Origin of the sequence: Geomonas agri (genome assembly GCF_020179605.1) — a bacterium.
GTDB classification, from domain to species: Bacteria; Desulfobacterota; Desulfuromonadia; order Geobacterales; family Geobacteraceae; genus Geomonas; species Geomonas agri.
In genome coordinates this window covers 26,866-42,632 of record NZ_JAINZO010000002.1, presented here as the reverse complement: position 1 = coordinate 42,632, position 15,767 = coordinate 26,866, and the positions used below count along the sequence as shown (strand labels likewise).

The window sequence follows — 15,767 nt, the reverse complement described above, 5'->3', positions numbered from 1 at the left end:
TGTCTTCTCAATTGCACAAACTTGGAATTGTGTGGATAATGCGACGCTGGGCCGTAGCCTTGAACAACAGGCGAGGCCTGGATTTTTGTTTAGATCATGGAGTGTAAAAGTCATGACTGACCGCAAGAAAGACCTGCTGATCCTGTCCGGGCTCCTGGCAGTTCTCTTGATCGTTTTCTCAAAGATTCTTTTCACCACACAGATAGTTCGAGCTCCGGACATCCTCAACGAGTTCTATTGGGGCGTTAAGGATTTTGGCAGCAGGCCGTTGTGGTCGATGTTTAGGGTGGATCTCTCCAGTGCAGGCTGGAACCCGTTCATCAACTCCGGCCACACCAATGAAGGCGGGATGGCTTCCGAGCAATTCCTGTTTTTCCGCAATTTCGTCTTTTGGCTTATTCCAGCCCCGGAGAGCGTCGCCTGGTATATCGTGCTTCAGCTTTTTATCGGTGCTGCCGGTGTCTACTCTTTTTGCAGGCTGCTCGGTGTAGGGGCGTGGGGGTCGGTCCTTGGCGGCCTCGTCTTCGCCATTGCCCCGGAGAATGCCTCTTTGATCAATGCCGGCCACGTCATGAAGATAGCAACCATCACCTTTGCCCCTTGGGCTTTTTACTTCTTTGAAAAGGCGTTCAGGACCAGGAGGCTTATTTACTTTCTGGTGACCGCGTTCGTACTAGCCTACCAGTTCTTCCACACCCACTGGCAGATCGCCTATTACACCTGCCTCGCAATCGCCGTGTATGGTATTGCTCGTTCACTGTGCATCGTCTTTGCCGATGAGGGGGGCAAAAAGGAGTTCGGCCGCTTGCTGGCCTTGAACTTGGCCCTGTTGGTGTTCTTCCTCACGACGGTAGCCATGTCGCTGGTCCCCCTGGCCAACTGGTCCAAGGAGACCAACCGCGGGGTGAACAGCGGGGCAAACGTCACGGCTTCGGCCGGACAGGGTGCAGCGAAGGGTGGGCTTGCGCGGGAAGAGGCAATGTCCTGGTCCCTGCCCCCCGAGGAGACGGCTGCGTTCATCATCCCCGGTATGTTCGGATTCTCGCGCCAGGAGGCTGGGCCGAACCCTTCCAACATCGCCTCCTACTACTGGGGTAGGATGAACTTCACCCAGACGGTGAGCTACATGGGGCTGCTCCCCTGGCTGCTGCTCCCCCTGCCGCTCATCTTCCGCAGGGACCGCTATACGTGGCTGGCTTTCTCGGCGGTCGTGGTAGGGATTTTCTTCTCCATGGGGAAATACACTCCTTTCTACAACCTGCTCTTTGACCACTTCCCCGGCATCAACCGTTTCCGGGTCCCCAAGATGATGATGTTCATCCCTGTGCTGGGGCTGGGTGTGCTCTCCGCGTTGGGCATCGATCTGTTGCTCGACCCGACGGTGCGAGCCAGCCGAGCTTTCAAACGCTACCTGGTCGGCGTGGTAGCGCTTCCGGTGCTGCTGCTGGTGCTGGTTGGTGTGGAGGTGACCACCGGCAACTTCTGGATCGACAAGTTCCTCGACATCCTTGCACAACCGACCAGGTACGAGCCGCAAAGTGAGAAGCTGGTGTTGCAGCGCTGGACCAATTTGGTCAACGAGACCTGGATCGCCGCCGCTCTTGCTGCCATTTTCGCCATGGTCTTCGCCCTGTACGAACGCGGCAAGCTGACCGCGAAGCTGCTCCCCTTCGTGCTCATCGGGCTGTTCCTGGTGGATACCGGGCGGGTCAACGCCAAGTTCATGTTCCTGGTCGATGAGCCGCACAAGGCTACCGCGGCCAAGTCGCCCCTTGTTGCGTTTTTGGCCCAGCAGCCTAAGGAGTTCCGCACCTTGCCGTTGAATGGCGATCCCATGCCCTATGCCGCGGCCGGCATCCCGGTCATGTTCACCGCCAACGCGGTGCAGCAGCGGCGCTGGCAGGAATTCTTGGATAACTTCAACCTCGCCTCCAGCATGCCGGATATGTTGAATGTGCGCTATGTGGTGGCTACCAAGGAGCAGTACGAGCAGGACAAGGCTGGCCTTGCCGGTAAATATATCCCGGTCTTCTATTCTCCTGACGGAGCGATGGTGGTGCTGGAAAACAAGACGGTGCTGCCCAAGGCGTGGCTCGCCCCGGTAGCGGTGCAGGTCCAGAATCCCGCCGATGCCCTGGGGATGCTGCAGAGCCCGCAGTTCGATGCGCGCGTGAACGCCATTGTCGAGTCACCTCCGCCGATCCCGATGCTGGGGCCTGGTGCCACTGCCCCGGCGACCGGTCCCGGACTGGTGCGTATCAACAAGTACGAGGCCGAGAAGATAGATCTCGACGCCACGGTGACGGCGAACTCGATGCTGGTGATGGGGGAGAAATACTACAAGGGGTGGAAGGCGACAGTTGATGGCAAGCTGGCCGAGATCTATCCGGTCAACCACGTGCTGCGTGGCATCTACCTGACCCCCGGGATGCACAAGATCGAGTTTGTCTTCGATCCGACACCCTTCAAGATCGGCAAGACCCTGACCCTGATTTCCTTTGCCGTCTTCGCGATCTTCCTTGGCCGGGAAGTCTGGCAGAAAAGGAAACGTCAATTGACAATGGACAATTGACAAATGACGACGACGATGACCGACAAGCTTATTCATTGTGATGAGCGTGAAACCCTGGACGAACTGTCCGGGTATGACTTGCGCATCATCCAACCGCGGCATGGGTACCGTTTCTCGGTGGACCCGCTGCTTTTGGCGGATTTCGCCGGGGTGCAAGAAGGTGAGTCGTGCGCGGACCTCGGTACCGGCTGCGGCGTGATCGCACTGCTCCTGGCACGCCTGGCGCAAAAATCTTCGGTTACGGCGATCGAGTTTCAACAGGTGATGGCGGACATCGCTAGCCGCAATGTTGCGCTGAACGGGCTGTCCGACCGGGTCCAGATCGTCGAGGACGACGTCATCTCGCTGAAGTCACGCTTCCCGGTGGACAGCTTCGACCTGGTAGTGTCCAACCCGCCGTACCGTCGCCCGGGCACGGGGAAGATCAGCCCGCGTAGAGGGCGCGACGAGGCCCGCCACGAGACGAGCGCCACACTGGCCGATTTCCTGGCGGCGGCGAAATACCTCGTCAAGCCCTCCGGCCGTATCTGTCTCATCTACCATACCTGCCGGCTGGCGGAGCTGATGGCGCAGGCGGCCGGGCAAAAGCTCGCGCCCTTAAGGCTGCGCATGGTGCACGGCAACAGCCAGATGGACGCCCGCATGTTCATGATCGAATTGGCGAAAGGGAGAACCGGAGAGCTGAAGGTGGAGCCACCCTTACTGGTGCGCGGCGAGGACGGCGGGTACAGCAGTGAGAAGTTGAGGATCTATCGGAAAGTCGAAGAGCCGTAGACCCGTTACCAGTGAGTCGGGCAGGAACCTGAGATTTCCGCTTTTCCTCAGATGTCCTCAGATGTTCTCCCTGGTAATGGCTTTAGTCTTTCTTCTGGTGTTCTCTGTCTTTCCGGATCAGATTTTCGAAGACGGCGCGGAGTTCGGGGTCGGTGACGGTTTCGGCTTGCGCCTTGATCCAGACCCGTTCCTCCTCACTCAGCTTGCGCCGCTTGGGCGCCTGTTGCGGCTTGGCGGTAGTTGACCGGACCTTACCCCCCTTGAGCTGGATCTCTTTGATGAGTTCCTCGTCCAGGGCCTCGTTCACCTTGATGATCAACTCTTTCTTCAGGTAGTTGAGCTGCTGCAACCAGGGGGCGCTGTCGACGTGGAGGGTGAGGGTGCCTTCGCGGAAGGCGGCGGGCTGGGCATGGGTCGCGATCTTGGTGCCGACGGCTTCGTCCCAGACTTCCCAGATGCGCCCTTCCTTCAGCCTCACTTCGGCGGGGGTGCCGCGCAGGAGGGCAGTGAGGAGGTCGGTGACCGGCGCCGGCCGCTTCATCTTGGGACGCTTACTGCTCGTCGTCAACGGGGTGTCTCTTGCGGTATATCCTGCCGCCGATGATCTGCCCGAACACGGCGCTGGATATGCTGAAGGGGATGAAGCCCCACCCCAGCCCGGTCTTAATCCTGAAGTAGATGATGGCGGGAATGGAGATGTGGACGTAGAAATACCAGCCGAAAGAGAATTTCGGGTAGGACTGTCTCTGGTACCCCAGGGGAATGTTGATCAATGTGGCCACAACTACGAGCGCAGCTGCGTAAAGCACTGTTTCCATGTTTACCTCTCGGGTCGGTAATACTATGGGTTTGACCTCTCTTTGTCAATGTGCTTCTATTGCGTTGCTTTTCAACCAGGATAAGGAGTTGCCGTGATAAAAGACGGAGATTTCGTGGCCATCTTCAATTCCATCCATCGTGTGATGGAAGCGGAGAGGCTCTTAAAGGATAAGCAGCTCAAAATACAGCTCATTCCGGCACCGCGCGCACTCGCGGCGGATTGCGGCCTCGCCATCAGATACGCGGAGGACGTGAGGGGCGAGGTAGAAGGGGCGCTCGCTGCGGCGGGGCTCTTGCCGCGCGACCTGTACAGAAAAAACGGAGACGGCTTCGTAAAGATAGGAGACGAAAATGAACAAGCTTGACGTGAGGGGAATGGCATGTCCGCTGCCGGTAGTGCAGGTGAAGCGGGCACTCGAGTCGGCGCAGGGTGAGCTGCACGTGCTTCTGGACGACGGCGCACCGCGCGAGAACGTGAAGCGCTTCGCGCAGGGGCGCGGCTACCAGGTATTGGAGGAACAGCTCGAAGACGGCTTCGCCTTCACCATCACCGGCCCGGGCGTCAGCGCTGCGCGGGAAGCGGTCCCCGCACCCGCCGCTGCCGCAGGCCCCACCGTGATGCTGATCGGCTCCGACCGGATGGGGGACGGCGCGGACGAGTTGGGGCGCCTTCTGATGAAGAACTTCATCATGACCCTGTTGGACCTGAACGAGTTGCCGGACCGGATCTTCTTCATCAATTCCGGGGTACTGCTTGCCGCCGAAGGCTCCGAGGTGGTCGAGACGCTCAACGAACTGGGCAACCGCGGCGTCGAGGTCCTCTCCTGCGGTATCTGTCTCGACTTCTACAAGAAGAAGGAGACGCTCGCGGCGGGCGGGGTGACCAACATGTTCACCATTGCCGAAACGATGCTCGCGGCACGCTCGGTGGTGCGGCTGTAACTGAGGTTGTCACCGATAATTTCGCTTGACAATTTGCGACTATATCCACTAAAGTGACTCTCTTGCCGCGGGATACCTGTGCGCTTTTGCCGGCCCGTGCAATTTTTTCTGCAAAATAAACTCGTCATTTCGATGACTTATAGGTTTGTAGATGTTCGCGACTCTTTCCGATAAACTCGACCTGGTCTTCAAGAAGCTCCGCGGTCAGGGGGTGATGACCGAGGACAACGTCAAGGACGCGCTGCGCGAGGTCCGTCTTGCGCTGCTGGAAGCCGACGTTAATTTCAAGGTCGTCAAGGATTTTGTCGAAAAGGTACGCAGCCGTGCCGTCGGCACCGAGGTGCTGCAAAGCCTCGCCCCCGGGCAGCAGGTGATCAAGATCGTTCACGACGAGCTGGTGCTCCTCATGGGCGGCAGCGAGGACAACTCGCTCGACCTGGCGGCCAAGCCGCCGGTAGCGATCATGCTGGTCGGTCTGCAGGGTGCCGGTAAGACGACTTCGTGCGGCAAGCTGGCCAAGTACCTGAAGGCGCAGCGGAAGAAACCGCTCCTCGTCCCGGCCGACGTGTACCGCCCGGCCGCGATCGAACAGCTAAAGGTGCTCGGCCGCCAACTCGACATCGAGGTGTTCGGCTCGCTGGCGACCCAGAAGCCTTTGGACATCTGCCGCGAGGCGCACCGTTACGCGACACTGAACGGCTTCGACGTGGTCATCTTCGATACTGCCGGCCGTCACCAGATCGATGACTACCTGATGGAAGAGCTGGAAGGGATCCGCGACGAGCTGGCTCCGCGCGAGATCCTGTTCGTGGCCGACGCCATGACCGGCCAGGAAGCGGTCAACGTGGCGCAGGGCTTCAACGACCGTCTCGGCATCACCGGCGTCATCCTGACCAAGCTCGACGGCGACGCAAAAGGCGGCGCGGCGCTTTCCATCAAGGCTGTCACCGGAAAACCTGTTAAATTTGTTGGCTTGGGCGAGAAGCTGGACGCGCTGGACGTGTTCCACGCCGACCGACTGGTCTCCCGCATTCTCGGCATGGGCGACGTGCTTACCCTGATCGAGAAGGCGCAGGCCACCTTCGACGAGAAGGAAGCCGAGCGTCTGCAGCAGAAGATGAAGAAGAGCGGGCAGTTCGACCTCGAGGACTTCCGCAACCAGCTGCAGCAGATCAAGAAGATGGGCTCGCTGGAATCGATCATGAACCTGATCCCCGGCATGGGCAAGGCGATGAAGCAGATGCAGGGCGCTCAGCCTTCCGAGAAGGAGTTGAAGCGGATCGAGGCGATCATCGATTCCATGACCCCCAAGGAGCGCGCCAACCACACCATCATCAACGGCAGTCGCCGTTTGAGGATCGCCAAGGGTAGCGGCACCAGCATTCAGGAAGTGAACCAACTTTTGAAGCGTTTCACGGAAGCTCAGAAGGTCGTCAAGCAGTTACAGAAGATGGGACCCAAAGGTCTTATGAAAGGGATGAAAGGCATGGGTAAAGGGATGCTCCCCTTTTAAAGTTGCCTTTGACTATTGCAGCAACTCAGATACAGTTACCAGAATCGTAAACACAATACACGCAATGGCGGATCTCAAGGATCCGAGAATACCAGGAGGAAGAAATGGCAATAAAGATCAGACTTGCACGTGCAGGCGCTAAGAAGAAACCCTTTTACCAGGTAGTGGTTGCTGACTGCCGTAGCCGCAGGGACGGGCGCTTCATCGAGAACGTCGGTACCTACGACCCGAACAAAAACCCGGCGGTGTACAACCTGGAAGAAGGGAAGACTCTGGAGTGGCTCGGCAAAGGCGCTCAGCCGACCGACACGGTCAAGCAGATCCTTAAGAAGACCGGCATCTGGGAGAAGTTCGTCGCCCCTGCCGCTTAATATCTCTTAGTACCGGCCAGCCGGCATTCCACACTACAGAGGATAGCGACATGAAAGAGCTTGTTGAGACCATCGCCAGGGCACTCGTAGACGATCCCACCCAGGTGAGAGCAACCGAGGAGTTGGAAGAAGAGACCAACGTAATCAAGCTGACCGTCGCAAAAGAGGACATGGGGCGTATCATCGGCAAGGAGGGTCGCACGGCAAAAGCGATCCGTACTTTGCTCAACGCTGTCTCAACAAAGGATAACAAGAAAGCCATCCTTAAAATCGTAGAGTGATAGATGTCCGGTAGTAACAAAGTATTGATTGGCAAGATCCAGGGTACACACGGGATCAGGGGACAGTTGCGGGTCATTCCCTTCGCGGGGGATGCCTCGAGTATCTCGCAGTTAAAGTGCGTTTTCATCAAGTCTCCGAAAGGAGCCATGGAGGAATTCTCCGTGGTTTCCGCCAAGCCTAACGGCAAAAGGGTCATCCTGACCCTGAAGCCGTTTGACAACATCAACCAGGTGCTGCACCTGGTCGGCAGCGAGATCTACGCCGACCGGGTGGCGCTCCCGGAACTCCCTGACGACGAGTTCTACTGGTCCGACCTCCTGGGGCTCCAGGTTGTCACGTCGGAGGGGGAAGAGCTGGGTGAGCTGGTCGACATCATTGAAACCGGCAGCAACGACGTCTACGTGGTCAAGTACCACGGGCGCGAGGTGCTCATTCCCGCGCTCGATGACGTCGTATTGTCTGTTGACCTGGCAGCAGGTCGCATGACGGTCTCTCTTCCCGAGGGGCTGCTCGATCTATGAAATTCGACATCCTGACCCTGTTCCCGGCCATGTTCGAGGGTCCGATGACCGAGAGCATCCTGAAGCGCGCGAGCGACAAGGGGCTGATCGATGTCGGCCTGCACAACATCCGCGACTGGGCTTTCGACAAGCACGCCACCGCTGACGACTCGCCTTACGGTGGGGGCGCCGGGATGGTGATGAAGGTCGAGCCGTTGGCCGGCGCCATCGAGGCCGTCAAGCAAAAGCGGCCGGGCTCGAAGGTGATCCTCACTACACCGGGGGGGCGACCCTTCACCCACCAGGTGGCGCAGGAGCTTTCCCGCGAGGAAGGGCTCATCATCATCTGTGGCCGCTACGAAGGGGTCGACGAGAGGGTGCGTACCCTGTTCGTGGATGACGAGATCTCCCTGGGCGACTTCGTCTTGACCGGCGGAGAGATCGCCGCGATGGTGATCGTCGACGCGGTGTCCCGGCTGGTGCCGGGGGTTCTGGGGCACGAGGAGTCGGCCCAGTACGATTCATTTGCAGACGGGCTTTTGGAGTACCCGCAGTACACCAGGCCCCCCGAATTCAGGGGCGAGAAGGTTCCCGACATCCTCCTTTCCGGCAACCATGCCGAGATCGCCAAGTGGCGCAGGAAGGAGCAGATCAGGAGAACGCTCGCCTCCCGTCCCGAGCTCCTCGACGGGGTTGAGTGGAGCAAGCAGGACAAGAAACTTCTGAAAGAGCTGGGGCTGGACCCCCATGTGAGTAAGGGGCAGGCATGACCTCGGCAGCTAACTTCAGCATGGCGCTGATCCACTTCCCGGTGTACGACAAGCACAAGGACGTGGTGGCAACCTCGGTTACCAACCTGGACATTCACGACATGGCGCGGTTGACCCGGACCTTCGGTCTGGCCCGCTACTACATCGTGACTCCGGTTGAGGAGCAGATAAAGCTCGTTGAGAAGGTGCGGGAGCACTGGCTCACCGGTTGGGGCTCTACATACAACCCCAAGCGGAAGATGGCACTGGAAACCCTGCAGTGCGAAGAGTCGCTGGAATCGACCATCGCCGACATCGAGAGCCGCACCGGACGCAGGCCCAAGGTGGTCGTGACCGGAGCCTCCGGCAGGCCCAACAGCGTGACCTTCTCCGAACTGAAGGATCTCATCGACGCGGACCCCGAGCAGCCTTATCTGCTCCTTTTGGGGACCGGTTGGGGACTCATCGAGCAGGTGTTCAACAAAAGCGATCTGGTGCTGGAACCGATCAAGGGGGCGGGGGATTACAACCACCTCTCGGTACGATCCGCGGCATCGATCATGCTGGACAGGCTTTTCGGGCGCTAGGCGCCGGACGCATAGGTTGGTAGTCGAGTAACGCAGGTTCACTGTCAGTATTAAGTCTTATGACTAGAGGTTCCAGATAAGGGAGGAAGTACCAAATGAACAAGATTGACATGATTGAAATGGCACAGATGAAGAAGAACATCCCGGTTTTCGTTCCGGGCGACACCATCAAGGTGCAGGTAAAGATCGTCGAGGGTGACAAGAGCCGTATCCAGGCTTTCCAGGGCGTTTGCCTCGGCCGTCAGAACGGCGGTATCCGTGAGTCCTTCACCGTGAGGAAGATCTCCAACGGCGTTGGCGTTGAGAGGGTATTCCCGCTGCACTCGCCGTCCATCGAGGCGATCGAAGTTGTGACCCGCGGCCAGGTTCGTCGTGCGAAGCTGTACTACCTGCGCAAACTGCGCGGCAAGGCTTCCAGGATCAAGGAAAGGAAGTACGTCGCCGGTCAGTAAATCGGCACGCAGTTCCAAAAAGCCCCGGTCCGGCGACCGGGGCTTTTTTTGTTGAAACCAAAGCGGAAAACCGTTAGTCACGGAATCTGAGAAAATTTGATTGAAGTAAAAGTCTGCGAAGTTCTCAGATTTTCTCCGTGGCCAAAGGTTTCAGGTTTTTATCATGGCCGGTCTTTTCCCCGACAACCCGGATGCTCCTATCGACATGCTTGCCCTGGAGGGGCAGGCCTTGCGGCGCGGCTACACCCGCATTGCCGGTGTGGACGAAGCCGGGCGCGGCCCGTTGGCGGGGCCGGTGGTGGCGGCGGCGGTCATCCTCCCAACGGGGATAATCCTCCCCGAGGTGAACGACTCAAAGCAGCTCACCGAGGAGAAACGGGAAGAGCTCTTCGACGTGATCTACCGGGAAGCCCTGGCGGTGGGGGTCGGCATCGGCGACCACGCCCTCGTCGACCGCATTAACATCCTTCAGGCCACTCTCTCCGCGATGAGCGACGCCGTGCGCGGCCTGAGCATCACCCCCGATTTCCTCCTCATCGACGGCATCTCCAGCGTCCCCATGAACATCCCGCAGCGCACCGTGAAGAAGGGTGACTCGCTGAGTCTTTCCATTGCGGCTGCTTCCATCATTGCCAAGGTCACCCGTGACCGGATGATGGTGCAGTACGACGTGCAGTTCCCCGGCTACGGCTTCGCCAGCCACAAGGGGTATGGCGCCGCCTCGCATCTGGCCGCCATCGCCGAGCTCGGCCCCTGCCCGATCCATCGCAGAAGCTTCAGCGGCGTCAAGGAGCACTGCTCCGTTGATCCGGCTGCCGTAACCGACGCATCCAGCGGCCTTTTCTCCTTCTAACGCCACTATTTTCCCATTCTCAGCTATCCGCTCACTGGACTTGCTGTTACACTGTTGTCTTGTTCACCGGACGGCACTATCTCTGCGAGGGCGGCTATGCCATTCAGCAACAGCAACGGCTCTGTCGGCGGTACCGGCGAATCGATCGCTGCCACCTATCTGAAAGGGCAGGGCTTCAAGATAGTCGAGTGCAACTTCCGCTGTCCCTGCGGCGAGATCGACATCGTGGCGCGCGACGGGCGCACTATCGTCTTTGTCGAGGTGAAGTGCCGCAAGAACGACAACTATGGGCCGCCGCAACTCGCGGTGACGCCGTTCAAGCAGCGCCAGATTTCCAAGGCGGCGCTGGTCTGGCTGTCCAGGAAGAAGCTTTACGACGCCGAGGCCCGCTTCGACGTGGTCGCCATCATGCTGCACGACCACGATCTGCCTGACATAGAGCACATCAGGAATGCTTTCGACCTCGCCTACTGATATAGGCGAAGACAGTAGGGGCGAATAATCATTCGCCCTGCTTTAACTGGACCACTCAAGGAGGAAACGTAATGCAGGTCGTCGCAGCAATCTACCGTCTCGCCATCTCCCTTTGGCTGGGAGGAGCCGCTCTCTTCACCTTCGTGCTCACTCCCATCCTGTTCCGCTCCGAAAGCCGCGACGTCGCGGCACGCATCGTCGGGCTGTTCTTTCCAGGGTACTTCCGCTGGGGTGTTGCCTGCGGCCTCGTCGCCATCATCTGCCGTATCGTCATGGCAGGGAAGGGGACGGTACCGGCGGCCGTCATCATCGCGGTTATGCTGACGCTCGCTTCCGTCCAGGCGTTCTACATCGAGCCCAAGGCAGCCGAGATCAAGAAGCAGATCCCGTCTTTCGAGACCACTCCGAAGGAAGATCCCATGCGCCGCCAGTTCTCCAAGCTGCACGGCGTCTCAGCGGTCTGCAACCTCTCCGTCATCGCCGGCGGCGTCGCCCTGGTCATCCTGCTTTAGCTAACGTCAGCCCCTCGCCCGGAAGAGTGGATGCGCCCGCGCGTTTGCTCCCTCCCCTTGAGGGTGAGGGGCGGGGAGGGGGATGAAGTGGCAAGTCTCATGAAGCATTGAGGTTTACAAAGGCTCTTTCGCTGTGCTAGTAATGAGAAAAAAAATGCGGAGAAGCTCATGGATTTTACCGTTGCCCTGGCCCAGATAAAGCCTAAGCTGGGCTGCCTGGACGACAACATGGCGCTGGCCGAGGCCGCCATCGAGAAGGGTATCGCCGCCGGCGCCGACCTGGTCGTTTTTCCCGAGTTGGCCCTCACTGGTTATTTCCTCAAGGACTTGGTGCCCGAAGTCGCGTTGCGCCTGGACTCCCCACAGATAGAGAGGCTGAAGAAACTTTCCGAGCGGATCTCCATCGCCATCGGCTTCGTCGAGGTCTCGTCCGACTTCCGTTTCTTCAATTCAGCGGTCTACCTCGAGGGCGGCGAGATCCGCCATGTGCACCGCAAGGTCTACCTGCCCACCTACGGTCTCTTCGACGAGCAGCGCTACATGGCCCGCGGCGAGCGCTTCCGCGCCTTCGACACCCGCTTCGGCCGCATCGGCATGCTCATCTGCGAAGACATGTGGCACCTCTCCGCTCCTTACATCCTCGCGATGGACGGCGCCATGACCCTGCTCTGCCTCTCTTCCAGCCCGGGCCGCGGCATCACCGAATCGGAAGGGCTCGGCTCCGCGGCGGCATGGCAGAAACTTACCACCACGACGGCGATGTTCCTCAACTGCCGGGTCTTCTACTGCAATCGTGTCGGCTACGAGGACGGCATCAACTTCTGGGGTGGCTCCGAGGCAATCTCCCCCTCCGGCGAGATGACTGACCGCGGCGCCATCCTCGAGGAGGATTTCGTGCTGGCCAAGGTGGACGGCGGCGCGCTCAGGCGTGAGCGGATCTTCTCCCCGATGATGCGGGACGAGAACCTTGCCATCACCGTGAAAGAGTTGAAACGCATCGACAGGGAGAAGGACTGCTAATGGGTGGGTTGACTGTTAATACGAAGCTGTTGCGCCAGATCCTGGTCGGGTTTGTGCGTGACGAGGTCTATAAGGTCGGGGTCCGCAAGGGCGTGCTGGGCCTGTCCGGAGGCATCGACTCCGCGCTGGTCGCCTACATCGCGGCGGAGGCGCTGGGGCCGGAGAACGTTCATGCCTACTGCATGCCGTACCGCACCAGCAACCCCGAGAGCGAGGCGCATGCACGGTTGGTAGCCGAGAGCCTGGGGATCAACTTCAAGGTCATCGAGATCACCCCGATGATTGACGCCTACTTCACCATCACCCCGGATGCAGACAACATGAGGCGCGGCAACAAGATGGCCCGCGAGCGCATGACGATCCTGTACGACCACTCCGCCGCCGTCGGCGGTCTCGTGCTCGGCACCAGCAACAAGACCGAGCTGCTCCTGGGCTACGGCACGCTGCACGGCGACATGGCGAGCGCGTTGAACCCGATCGGCGACATCTACAAGAGCCAGGTCTGGGCGCTGTCCGAAGCAATGGGGGTGCCGAGCGAGGTGATCGAGAAGAAGCCCTCCGCCGATCTCTGGGCCGGGCAGACCGACGAGCAGGAACTTGGTTTCACCTACCGCGAGGCGGACGAGCTCTTGTACCGGATGGTGGATCAGCGTATGAGCCGGGAGGAGTTAATCGCCGCCGGTTTCGACCCCGCCTTCATCGACAATGTCGCCCGCAAGGTGCAGGGCTCCCACTTCAAACGCCGTCTGCCCATCATCGCCAAGGTCTCCAACCGTACCATCGACCGTGACTTCCGCTACGCGCGGGATTGGGGGAAATAAAACCGGTTCTACGTTCCGCGTTTTTACGTTCTACGTTAAAGTCCACGGCTGTAACCTAGAACGTTAGAACCTAGAACGTAGAACGGCTGCTGCCTTTATGCCCGGAACTCTCTACATAGTCGCCACCCCGATCGGAAACCTCGAGGACATCACCCTGCGCGCCCTGCGCATCCTGAAGGAGGTGGACCTGATCGCCGCCGAGGACACGCGCCACTCGCGCAAGCTCCTCACCCACTTCGGCATCTCCAAGCCGCTTACCTCCTACTTCGACCACAACAAGGAACTCAAGGGAGACCAGATCCTCGACCGTCTGCGCGAGGGGCAAAGTGTCGCCCTCATCACCGACGCGGGCACTCCCTGTATCTCGGACCCCGGCTATCAGCTCGTTCGCGACGCGGTGGCTGGTGGCATATCCGTGGTCCCCATTCCGGGCGCCTGTGCCGCGGTCACCGCACTCTCCGCCTCCGGCCTCCCCACCGACTATTTCAGCTTCGCCGGCTTCCTCCCCAACAAGCAGGGGAAGAGGCGGGAGCGGCTGCAGACGCTTACTAACGAGCGGGCCGTGCTGATCTTCTACGAGTCACCCAAGCGCCTGCTGGCGACGCTGGAGGACATGCTGGAGACGCTCGGGGACCGCGAGGTGGTGGTTGCGCGCGAGTTGACGAAGATGTACGAGGAGTTTCTGCGCGGGCGGCTCTCCGTGCTGGTGGAAGAGGTACGCGGGCGGGAGGTCCGGGGCGAGGTGGCCATACTGGTGAGCCCGGCGCAGGAGCCGGAGATGGACGACGGGCCGGGTATGGAAGAGTTGCTGCAGAAGTACCTGGGCTCCGGCGAGATGTCGCTCAAGGATGCCGTGAAGCGGGTGACCCAGGAAACGGGCCTGCACAAAAGCGCGGTCTACGCGGAGGCGCTGAGGATTAAGGGGTAGGTTCTCATCCTCCCTCTCCCTCCGGGAGAGGGTCGGGGTGAGGGCGCCTGTTGCCTGCGAGCTCGCGCCCCATAGTTTCAGAATTACCCATGCCATCGCCCTCACCCGGCCTTCGGCCACCCTCTCCCGGAGGGAGAGGGGATGGGGGAAGGATGCGGGAGGATCAGCAAAGCCTGCTGCCGTTGGGAACCTTACGTTCCGGGGCGGCGAGGACGATGTCGCCGTTCTCGTCGGCGAACCCGGTGATGAGCACCTCCGAGAAGAATCGCCCGATCTGCTTCCTCGGGAAATTGCACACCCCGATCACCTGCCTCCCCACCAGTTCTTCCCGGGTGTAGTGCTTGGTTATCTGCGCACTCGACCTTCTCACCCCGGCCTCGCCGAAATCAACCACTAGCTTGTAGGCTGGCTTTCTCGCCTCCGGAAACTCCTCCACCTCCAGCACGGTTCCCACCCTGATCTCCACCTGCTCGAAATCATTCCAGGTTATCTCGGCCATGTCACTTGTCCCGTTTCGCGAAGAAGCGCTTGAAGGCGGCCACGGTCCGCTCGACACCGGCGCCGTCCACGTCGAGATGGGTGACGAGACGGATCTCGTCGCCGCCACCGATCAGGATCCCCTCGGCGGCTAGAGCCTCGCGCAGTGCGGGGGCGGTGCCGGCCGGCGGGGTGACGAAGAGGATGTTGGTGCGGGCCTGGCTCACCAGGAGTTCGTCGATGTGGCCAAGACCGCTGGAGAGGATTTCGGCGTTCTCATGGTCCTCGGCGAGTCGCTCCACGTTGTGCTGCAGGGCGTACATTCCCGCCGCCGCCAGCAGGCCGGCCTGCCTCATGCCGCCGCCGGCGACCTTGCGCCAGCGGTGCGCGCGGTTGATGAGATCGGTGCTGCCGCACAGGACAGAGCCGACCGGTGCGCCCAGCCCCTTGGAGAGACAGACGGAAACCGAGTCGAAATGCCGGGCGATCTCGCGCACCGGCACCTTGAGGTAGACGGCGGCGTTGAAGACGCGGGCGCCGTCCAGGTGCAGGGCGAGGCCCAGTTCCCTGGCCACGGCTGCCGCTTCCTCGAGGTAGGGGAGGGGGAGTACCCGCCCGCCTTGCGTGTTCTCCAGGCACAGCAGCCTGGTCATCGCGTGGTGGTGGTCCGCCGGTTTCACGGCGCGGCGCACCTTGTTCAGGTTCAGCGTGCCGTCTTCATCGAAGTCGAGGGGTTGGGGCTGGATGCCGCCGAAGATGGCGCCGCCGCCCCCTTCCCAGCGGTAGATGTGCGCGTCCTGCCCGGCGATGTATTCGTCGCCGCGCCCGCAGTGGGACAGGAGCGCGGTCAGGTTGCTCATGGTCCCGCTGGGGACGAAGATCGCTTTCTCCTTGCCCAGCAGTTCCGCCGCCATCGCCTCCAGCCTGTTAACCGTCGGGTCCTCGCCGTAAACGTCGTCACCCACCTCGGCTGCCGCCATCACCCTGCGCATCGCCTCTGACGGGCGAGTTACCGTGTCACTTCTCAGGTCTACTGTCTTCATCTGTTCCCCTGCATCTACCGTAGTAATCATTCACTGTCTCTGCTTTGCGGCTTGGCGCCTTTGCGCCTTTGCGTTGAA

21 protein-coding genes are annotated in these 15,767 nt (G+C 60.2%); 17 read left to right on the top strand and 4 right to left on the bottom strand.

The genetic code is table 11. The features are described 5' to 3' along the window. The first annotated feature begins 112 nt into the window (after nt 1-112). Nucleotides 113-2,572 carry a YfhO family protein gene (locus K7R21_RS11590; RefSeq protein ID WP_224983479.1) on the top strand — a complete coding sequence of 820 codons (2,460 nt, stop codon included), beginning with the start codon at nt 113-115 and terminating at the stop codon, nt 2,570-2,572. A 3-nt stretch (nt 2,573-2,575) separates the two neighbouring features. Further along, on the top strand, nt 2,576-3,346 hold the full coding sequence (locus tag K7R21_RS11585) for a tRNA1(Val) (adenine(37)-N6)-methyltransferase (protein ID WP_224983478.1): 771 nt from the start codon (nt 2,576-2,578) through the stop codon (nt 3,344-3,346). Nucleotides 3,347-3,428: 82 nt separating this feature from the next. On the opposite strand, the gene K7R21_RS11580 is transcribed toward K7R21_RS11585, so the two are convergent. Both K7R21_RS11580 and K7R21_RS11575 read right to left on the bottom strand, forming a co-directional pair. Next, a complete protein-coding gene (locus K7R21_RS11580) occupies nt 3,429-3,914 on the bottom strand; it encodes a DUF721 domain-containing protein (RefSeq protein WP_224983477.1) in 486 nt (161 codons plus the stop codon). After that, nucleotides 3,898-4,164: a hypothetical protein gene (locus K7R21_RS11575; RefSeq protein ID WP_224983476.1), complete on the bottom strand. Its 267-nt coding sequence runs from the start codon at nt 4,162-4,164 to the stop codon at nt 3,898-3,900. The genes K7R21_RS11580 and K7R21_RS11575 overlap by 17 nt, the downstream gene beginning before the upstream one ends. Nucleotides 4,165-4,257: 93 nt before the next feature. Between K7R21_RS11575 and K7R21_RS11570 the strand changes: the two genes are divergently transcribed. From K7R21_RS11570 to rsmI, 15 genes are all read left to right on the top strand, one after another. Next, nucleotides 4,258-4,530: a DUF3343 domain-containing protein gene (locus K7R21_RS11570; RefSeq protein WP_224983475.1), complete on the top strand. Its 273-nt coding sequence runs from the start codon at nt 4,258-4,260 to the stop codon at nt 4,528-4,530. Beyond that, nucleotides 4,517-5,107: a sulfurtransferase-like selenium metabolism protein YedF gene (gene yedF / locus K7R21_RS11565; RefSeq protein WP_224983474.1), complete on the top strand. Its 591-nt coding sequence runs from the start codon at nt 4,517-4,519 to the stop codon at nt 5,105-5,107. Before K7R21_RS11570 ends, yedF begins: the two co-directional genes overlap by 14 nt. A gap of 151 nt (nt 5,108-5,258) precedes the next feature. Beyond that, the gene (gene ffh, locus K7R21_RS11560; protein ID WP_224983473.1) at nt 5,259-6,620 is read left to right on the top strand and encodes a signal recognition particle protein; all 1,362 of its coding nucleotides are present in this window, start codon (nt 5,259-5,261) and stop codon (nt 6,618-6,620) included. A 104-nt stretch (nt 6,621-6,724) separates the two neighbouring features. Next, the gene (gene rpsP / locus K7R21_RS11555; protein WP_135869506.1) at nt 6,725-6,991 is read left to right on the top strand and encodes a 30S ribosomal protein S16; all 267 of its coding nucleotides are present in this window, start codon (nt 6,725-6,727) and stop codon (nt 6,989-6,991) included. Nucleotides 6,992-7,041: 50 nt separating this feature from the next. Continuing rightward, nucleotides 7,042-7,272: a KH domain-containing protein gene (locus tag K7R21_RS11550; protein WP_183351105.1), complete on the top strand. Its 231-nt coding sequence runs from the start codon at nt 7,042-7,044 to the stop codon at nt 7,270-7,272. A 3-nt stretch (nt 7,273-7,275) separates the two neighbouring features. Then, the gene (gene rimM / locus K7R21_RS11545) at nt 7,276-7,794 is read left to right on the top strand and encodes a ribosome maturation factor RimM (protein ID WP_224983472.1); all 519 of its coding nucleotides are present in this window, start codon (nt 7,276-7,278) and stop codon (nt 7,792-7,794) included. Then, complete coding sequence (trmD, locus tag K7R21_RS11540; protein ID WP_224983471.1) at nt 7,791-8,543, top strand: tRNA (guanosine(37)-N1)-methyltransferase TrmD; 753 nt, start codon at nt 7,791-7,793, stop codon at nt 8,541-8,543. Before rimM ends, trmD begins: the two co-directional genes overlap by 4 nt. Then, nucleotides 8,540-9,109 carry an RNA methyltransferase gene (locus tag K7R21_RS11535; protein ID WP_224983470.1) on the top strand — a complete coding sequence of 190 codons (570 nt, stop codon included), beginning with the start codon at nt 8,540-8,542 and terminating at the stop codon, nt 9,107-9,109. The genes trmD and K7R21_RS11535 overlap by 4 nt, the downstream gene beginning before the upstream one ends. A 95-nt stretch (nt 9,110-9,204) precedes the next feature. Beyond that, nucleotides 9,205-9,561: a 50S ribosomal protein L19 gene (gene rplS / locus K7R21_RS11530; RefSeq protein ID WP_129124523.1), complete on the top strand. Its 357-nt coding sequence runs from the start codon at nt 9,205-9,207 to the stop codon at nt 9,559-9,561. 163 nt (nt 9,562-9,724) lie between these two features. Continuing rightward, nucleotides 9,725-10,414, top strand: a complete 690-nt coding sequence (locus K7R21_RS11525) for a ribonuclease HII (RefSeq protein ID WP_224983469.1) — start codon at nt 9,725-9,727, stop codon at nt 10,412-10,414. Between the two features lie 96 nt (nt 10,415-10,510). Further along, entirely contained in the window at nt 10,511-10,888 is a 378-nt protein-coding gene (locus tag K7R21_RS11520; protein ID WP_224983468.1) for a YraN family protein, read from the top strand. A 71-nt stretch (nt 10,889-10,959) separates the two neighbouring features. Further along, nucleotides 10,960-11,400 (top strand): DUF4149 domain-containing protein, encoded by a 441-nt coding sequence (locus K7R21_RS11515; RefSeq protein ID WP_224983467.1) that lies wholly within the window; start codon nt 10,960-10,962, stop codon nt 11,398-11,400. Between the two features lie 168 nt (nt 11,401-11,568). Beyond that, nucleotides 11,569-12,420 carry a nitrilase-related carbon-nitrogen hydrolase gene (locus K7R21_RS11510; protein ID WP_224983466.1) on the top strand — a complete coding sequence of 284 codons (852 nt, stop codon included), beginning with the start codon at nt 11,569-11,571 and terminating at the stop codon, nt 12,418-12,420. Beyond that, nucleotides 12,420-13,241, top strand: a complete 822-nt coding sequence (locus K7R21_RS11505) for an NAD+ synthase (protein WP_224983465.1) — start codon at nt 12,420-12,422, stop codon at nt 13,239-13,241. Before K7R21_RS11510 ends, K7R21_RS11505 begins: the two co-directional genes overlap by 1 nt. A gap of 97 nt (nt 13,242-13,338) precedes the next feature. Beyond that, a complete protein-coding gene (gene rsmI, locus K7R21_RS11500; RefSeq protein WP_224983464.1) occupies nt 13,339-14,169 on the top strand; it encodes a 16S rRNA (cytidine(1402)-2'-O)-methyltransferase in 831 nt (276 codons plus the stop codon). A gap of 163 nt (nt 14,170-14,332) precedes the next feature. Here rsmI and K7R21_RS11495 read toward each other — a convergent pair whose 3' ends face one another. Next, nucleotides 14,333-14,668: a tRNA-binding protein gene (locus K7R21_RS11495; RefSeq protein ID WP_216512276.1), complete on the bottom strand. Its 336-nt coding sequence runs from the start codon at nt 14,666-14,668 to the stop codon at nt 14,333-14,335. A 1-nt stretch (nt 14,669) separates the two neighbouring features. After that, nucleotides 14,670-15,689: a low-specificity L-threonine aldolase gene (gene ltaE, locus K7R21_RS11490; protein ID WP_224983463.1), complete on the bottom strand. Its 1,020-nt coding sequence runs from the start codon at nt 15,687-15,689 to the stop codon at nt 14,670-14,672. Nucleotides 15,690-15,767 lie beyond the last annotated feature (78 nt).

Excerpts from the sequence above, each read along its gene's own strand:
- rsmI (WP_224983464.1), top strand. The coding sequence starts at position 13,339 with ATGCCCGGAACTCTCTACATAGTCGCCACCCCGATCGGAAACCTCGAG.
- K7R21_RS11520 (WP_224983468.1), top strand. The coding sequence starts at position 10,511 with ATGCCATTCAGCAACAGCAACGGCTCTGTCGGCGGTACCGGCGAATCG.
- K7R21_RS11550 (WP_183351105.1), top strand. The coding sequence starts at position 7,042 with ATGAAAGAGCTTGTTGAGACCATCGCCAGGGCACTCGTAGACGATCCC.
- trmD (WP_224983471.1), top strand. The coding sequence starts at position 7,791 with ATGAAATTCGACATCCTGACCCTGTTCCCGGCCATGTTCGAGGGTCCG.
- K7R21_RS11510 (WP_224983466.1), top strand. The coding sequence starts at position 11,569 with ATGGATTTTACCGTTGCCCTGGCCCAGATAAAGCCTAAGCTGGGCTGC.
- K7R21_RS11535 (WP_224983470.1), top strand. The coding sequence starts at position 8,540 with ATGACCTCGGCAGCTAACTTCAGCATGGCGCTGATCCACTTCCCGGTG.
- ltaE (WP_224983463.1), bottom strand. The coding sequence starts at position 15,689 with ATGAAGACAGTAGACCTGAGAAGTGACACGGTAACTCGCCCGTCAGAG.
- K7R21_RS11585 (WP_224983478.1), top strand. The coding sequence starts at position 2,576 with ATGACGACGACGATGACCGACAAGCTTATTCATTGTGATGAGCGTGAA.
- K7R21_RS11590 (WP_224983479.1), top strand. The coding sequence starts at position 113 with ATGACTGACCGCAAGAAAGACCTGCTGATCCTGTCCGGGCTCCTGGCA.
- rpsP (WP_135869506.1), top strand. The coding sequence starts at position 6,725 with ATGGCAATAAAGATCAGACTTGCACGTGCAGGCGCTAAGAAGAAACCC.
- rplS (WP_129124523.1), top strand. The coding sequence starts at position 9,205 with ATGAACAAGATTGACATGATTGAAATGGCACAGATGAAGAAGAACATC.
- yedF (WP_224983474.1), top strand. The coding sequence starts at position 4,517 with ATGAACAAGCTTGACGTGAGGGGAATGGCATGTCCGCTGCCGGTAGTG.
- ffh (WP_224983473.1), top strand. The coding sequence starts at position 5,259 with ATGTTCGCGACTCTTTCCGATAAACTCGACCTGGTCTTCAAGAAGCTC.
- K7R21_RS11505 (WP_224983465.1), top strand. The coding sequence starts at position 12,420 with ATGGGTGGGTTGACTGTTAATACGAAGCTGTTGCGCCAGATCCTGGTC.
- K7R21_RS11525 (WP_224983469.1), top strand. The coding sequence starts at position 9,725 with ATGGCCGGTCTTTTCCCCGACAACCCGGATGCTCCTATCGACATGCTT.
- K7R21_RS11575 (WP_224983476.1), bottom strand. The coding sequence starts at position 4,164 with ATGGAAACAGTGCTTTACGCAGCTGCGCTCGTAGTTGTGGCCACATTG.
- K7R21_RS11515 (WP_224983467.1), top strand. The coding sequence starts at position 10,960 with ATGCAGGTCGTCGCAGCAATCTACCGTCTCGCCATCTCCCTTTGGCTG.
- rimM (WP_224983472.1), top strand. The coding sequence starts at position 7,276 with ATGTCCGGTAGTAACAAAGTATTGATTGGCAAGATCCAGGGTACACAC.
- K7R21_RS11495 (WP_216512276.1), bottom strand. The coding sequence starts at position 14,668 with ATGGCCGAGATAACCTGGAATGATTTCGAGCAGGTGGAGATCAGGGTG.